The following is a 5,019-nucleotide window of genomic DNA, read 5'->3' as shown; positions in this document are numbered from 1 at the left end:
CCTTCACTGGATCAAACCGGGTTGGAGGGTGTATCCAACGAGTCGGTCCTGTACTTGTTCAAGGTTACAAAATCTGGAACTGACCAGTTCGGGCCTTTCATCGGCAGGCCTTTTTCGTTTTTGACAAAAACCCCGTCTTTGAAAAGCTGTTTATACACCTTAATAAGCTCACCATTGGCGATGACCTCGAACTTGAATTGGACGTACAGACGATCAATCGTCTGGTATGGGACTCTGGGAATGAATGCAGTCAGCACGTCAGCACGTCAGCGATGGGCTCATTGATTATGACATCCTCTAGATAACTCATTTCAAACTCCCTAAAATGCATTGAGTATCGTGGTGAAAGGGCTGCCAGCGTAAATTTCATTGGCTTATGCTGCGTGCATTACGCGCTATTTTTCGTGACCGTCAGGTATTCAAGGGCTTACAGCCATCTTTGAGTTGTTTCCAGCGCAGAGGCATTGCCCAATACCCCGAGATTGGCCATTGCAGCATTAATGTCAGCCTACACTTGCTGCACATACCGCTTTGCCTTGTGCCTGCATGACAGCTAATCAACTTTAGCTAGAGGGCGTATATCAGCCGATTCCAGAATTAATGCAGGACCTCTCCTAAGCGAACGGGTGAATGGCTCAACGTTTCCCTAAACAACCCTCACTGTTCGGCTGCAGCGCAGGTCATTGACCACACGCATGGAGCATTCGATTTAACCCACTCTCAAGCCACCAGCGATGCAACGGCCCGACGCGACCGGCTGCATTCGAACCGTCGATAGCGCGCAATGCGCTCACAATCCTTTATGATGCGGCCCATGATCAGAGACCCTTTCGAACGACTCGGTCTGGACCGCGAAGTCCTGACCGTCAGCCAACTCAACGGCCGCGCCCGGGTGCTGCTTGAAGATGTTTTCAGCAGTATCTGGGTCGAGGGCGAGATATCCAACCTCGCCCGCCCGGCCTCCGGCCATATCTATTTCACCCTCAAGGACAGTGGTGCCCAGGTGCGCTGTGCGCTGTTTCGCAACAACGCCGCACGGGTGCGTCAAGCGTTGCGCGATGGCCTGGCGGTCAAGGTGCGCGGCAAGGTCTCTCTGTTTGAGGGGCGTGGCGACTACCAGTTGATTCTCGACACCGTGGAACCGGCCGGTGATGGCGCCTTGCGTCTGGCCTTCGAGGCGCTGAAGGAAAAGCTTGGCGCCGAAGGCCTGTTCAGCAGTGAACGCAAGGTTGCCCTGCCCGCGCATCCGCAGCGCATTGGCATTATCAGCTCACCCACCGGCGCGGTGATTCGCGACATCATCAGTGTCTTTCGGCGCCGTGCGCCGCAGGTTGAGCTGACCCTGATCCCGACTGCCGTGCAGGGCCGTGAAGCCATCGGGCAAATTGTTCGCGCACTGCAACGGGCCGACAGCCTGGGCTTCGACGCGCTGATCCTGGCCCGTGGCGGCGGCTCGCTTGAAGACCTCTGGTGCTTCAACGAAGAGGATGTGGCCCGGGCCATCGCCGCCTGCGTAACACCGATCGTCAGCGCAGTCGGCCATGAAACCGACGTTTCGATCAGCGACTTCGTCGCCGACGTCCGCGCCCCTACCCCGTCGGCTGCAGCCGAACTGTTGGCGCCAGACAGCAGTGACCTGCAACGGCGCATCGACAGCCTGCAACGGCGCCTGCTGCTGCAGATGCAAAACCGTCTGGCCCATGCGCGCCTGCGTGTCGAAGGCCTGAGCCGACGCCTGCGCCACCCCGGCGAACGGCTGCGCCAGCAAGCACAACGCCTGGATGACCTGGATATGCGCCTGCGCCGCGCATTCGAGCAACGCCTGAACCAACGCCGCGAGCGCCTGGCCCGGCTTGACACACGGCTGGCCGCGCAGCACCCCGGGCGCACACTGGCACTGCTCAAGCAACGCCTGGACAGCCTCTCCGAGCGCCTGCCACGCGCCATGCGTGAAACCCTGAAGGATCGTCGCCAGCAGTTGCAGGCCACCGTTCAGACCCTGCAGGTGGTCAGCCCGCTGGCCACCCTGGGCCGCGGCTACAGCATCCTGCTGGATGAACGTGGCCAGGCCATTCGCAGCGCCAGCCAGACCCACAACGGCCAACGCCTGACTGCGCGCCTCGGCGAAGGTCAGCTACAGGTACGCGTCGAAGACAACCACCAGACCCCGGTCACGCTTTCTCTACTGGATTGATCCATGCCCCGTCTGCTCGCTTTTCTGCTTTGCCTGACACTGGCCGGCACCGCCCACGCCAGCTACATCACCCAGAAACTGAACAAGCCGGTGCCTGGCGGCGTCGCAGTCATTGACTTGGGCCCAGGCGCTCAGGCGCCCAATGCTCGCTTCGATGGCAAACCGGTGCTGGTGGTAAAGGAACAGGACAAATGGCTGGCTATTGTCGGCGTGCCCCTGACTCAGAAACCCGGCCCGGCAACACTCAGCCTCGGCACGCGGACGCTGGCTTTTACCGTCGGCAGCAAGCAATACCCGGAGCAGCACATCACCCTGAAGAACAAGCGCCAGGTCAACCCCAACCCGGCTGACCTGAAGCGCATCGACGCCGAACTGGCCGAACAGGTTCGTGCCTATCGCAGCTTCAGCCCAGGCCTGCCTAGCAACCTGCTACTCGACAAGCCGGTCAACGGCCCCCTGTCCAGCCGCTTTGGCGTACGTCGGTTCTTCAACGGCGAAGAGCGCAATCCCCATGCAGGCCTGGACTTTGCCGTACCGGCCGGCACGCCAATCAAGACGCCGGCCAATGGCAAGGTCATCCTGGTCGGTAACTACTTCTTCAATGGCAATACCGTTTTCGTCGACCACGGCCAAGGCTTTATCAGCATGTTCTGCCACATGTCGAAAATCGACGTGAAACCCGGGCAGACACTGAGTCGCGGCGCCGTCATCGGGCGGGTGGGTTCCACCGGGCGCGCCACTGGCCCGCACATGCACTGGAACGTCAGCCTGAACGATGCACGGGTCGATCCGGCCATTTTCATCGGCGCCTTCCAGCCCTGAGGCAGGTTTGCGCCATTTAAAAAGACCGCGCAATAGACGCGGTCTTTTGCGCCATGAAGCGCTATAAAATCTCGCAAAAAAGTACTTTTTAAGCATTTCTATCAATTTTTTTCGAGTGCTTGCCATCTTTCACCCCACTGGGTAGGGTTGAGCTCATGAAAACCTTCCAGAACCTCTTCCAGCTTCGCCAACACCGCAGCCTTTGCCTGGTCAGTGCCCGACTACCAAGCTGAATCGCGTCGCCTCGCCTTTTCATCTTTTTGTTTGCTCGGCGGGCCCCTTTCAAGGCCGCACATTAAAGGATTGCTTCCATGTCCATGCTCAAAGACCCTTCGAAAAAATACCGCGCGTTTCCGACCATCGACTTGCCGGATCGTACCTGGCCATCGAAGACCATCACCCAGGCGCCGATCTGGTGCAGCTCGGACTTGCGTGACGGTAACCAGTCGCTGATCGAACCAATGGACTCGGCGAAGAAGCTGCGTTTCTGGAAGACCCTGGTCAGCGTTGGCGTGAAAGAGATCGAGGCATCGTTCCCTTCCGCCTCGCAAACCGACTTCGATTTCGTTCGCACCCTGATCGAAGACGGCCACATTCCTGACGACACCACCATTCAAGTGTTGACCCAGGCTCGTGAAGACTTGATCGCCCGTACCTTCGAGTCGCTGCGCGGCGCGAAAAAGGCCATCGTCCACCTGTACAACGCCACCAGCCCATCGTTCCGTCGCATTGTCTTCAACCAGGACAAGCAAGGCGTGAAAGACATTGCGGTGAACGCAGCCAAGCTGTTCGTCAAATATGCCGCCCAACAGCCGGACACCCACTGGACGTTCGAATACTCGCCAGAAACCTTCAGCGCCACCGAAATGGAGTTCGCCAAGGAAGTCTGCGATGCGGTGATCGAAGTCTGGAACCCGACCCCGGAACACAAGGTCATCCTCAACCTGCCGGCCACCGTTGAAGTATCGACGCCGAACGTCTACGCCGACCAGATCGAGTGGTTCTGCCGCAACATCTCGCGTCGTGACAGCGTGATCATCAGCCTGCACACCCACAACGACCGCGGTACTGGCGTTGCTGCCACCGAGCTGGGCCTGATGGCGGGTGCCGACCGTGCCGAAGGCTGCCTGTTCGGCAACGGCGAGCGCACCGGCAACGTCGACCTGGTGACCTTGGCACTGAACCTCTACACCCAGGGTATCGACCCTGAACTGGACTTCTCCGACATCGACGGCGTGCGCAAGGTGGTCGAGGAGTGCAACCAGCTGCCCGTGCACCCACGTCATCCGTATGTTGGCGACCTGGTTCACACAGCGTTCTCCGGCTCCCACCAGGATGCCATCCGCAAGGGCTTTGCCCAGCAGAAAGATGACGCCCTCTGGGAAGTACCGTACCTGCCGATCGACCCGGCCGACATCGGCCGCAGCTACGAGGCCGTGATTCGCGTCAACAGCCAGTCCGGCAAGGGCGGTATCACCTACCTGCTCGAACAGGAATACGGCATCAGCCTGCCACGTCGCATGCAGATCGAGTTCAGCCAGGTCGTACAGGGCGAAACCGACCGTCTGGGCCTGGAAATGAGCGCTCAGCAGATCTACAACTTGCTGCACCGTGAATACCTGCAGGCCAACTCGCCGTATGCGCTGGTTAGCCATCGTCTGCAGGAAGAGAACGGTCACAGCGCCGTGGAAGTGGAAGTCGCTGGCGAAGGCGAGACCACCCTGCACTGGCGCGGCAAGGGCAACGGCGCCCTGGAAGCACTGGTTGCCGGCTTGCCGGTTGCCGTCGAAATCATGGACTACAACGAGCATGCGATCGGTGCCGGGACCAACGCCAAGGCGGCGGCCTACATCGAACTGCGCGTAGCCGGTGGCCGCCCAGTGCATGGCGTCGGTATCGATGAAAACATCACCACCGCCAGCTTCAAGGCCTTGTTCAGTGCCCTGAACCGCTCGCTGAGCCAACAGGCCGCCAAAGCCGCGTAAACCGGCCTGGCACCCAGC

The 5,019-nt window shown here is 59.7% G+C and carries 4 protein-coding genes; 3 read left to right on the top strand and 1 reads right to left on the bottom strand.

Annotated features, from left to right (window positions below):
• Positions 1 to 11 precede the first annotated feature (11 nt).
• Positions 12 to 257, bottom strand: coding sequence for a hypothetical protein (locus tag EKA13_RS25900; protein ID WP_083199918.1), 246 nt, complete (start codon positions 255 to 257; stop codon positions 12 to 14).
• Between the two features lie 557 nt (positions 258 to 814).
• Here EKA13_RS25900 and xseA point away from each other — a divergent pair.
• The 3 genes from xseA to leuA all read left to right on the top strand — a co-directional run bounded on the left by xseA (position 815) and on the right by leuA (position 5,001).
• Positions 815 to 2,194 (top strand): exodeoxyribonuclease VII large subunit, encoded by a 1,380-nt coding sequence (xseA, locus tag EKA13_RS25895; RefSeq protein ID WP_065761912.1) that lies wholly within the window; start codon positions 815 to 817, stop codon positions 2,192 to 2,194.
• Between the two features lie 3 nt (positions 2,195 to 2,197).
• Entirely contained in the window at positions 2,198 to 3,016 is an 819-nt protein-coding gene (locus EKA13_RS25890) for a M23 family metallopeptidase (protein ID WP_065761911.1), read from the top strand.
• Between the two features lie 311 nt (positions 3,017 to 3,327).
• On the top strand, positions 3,328 to 5,001 hold the full coding sequence (gene leuA / locus EKA13_RS25880; protein WP_065761910.1) for a 2-isopropylmalate synthase: 1,674 nt from the start codon (positions 3,328 to 3,330) through the stop codon (positions 4,999 to 5,001).
• The last annotated feature ends 18 nt before the right edge of the window (positions 5,002 to 5,019 follow it).

It is taken from the genome of Pseudomonas defluvii (genome assembly GCF_001695625.1).
In the GTDB taxonomy this organism is placed as follows: domain Bacteria; phylum Pseudomonadota; class Gammaproteobacteria; order Pseudomonadales; family Pseudomonadaceae; genus Aquipseudomonas; species Aquipseudomonas defluvii.
This window is presented reverse-complemented; position numbering and strand designations above follow the sequence as displayed.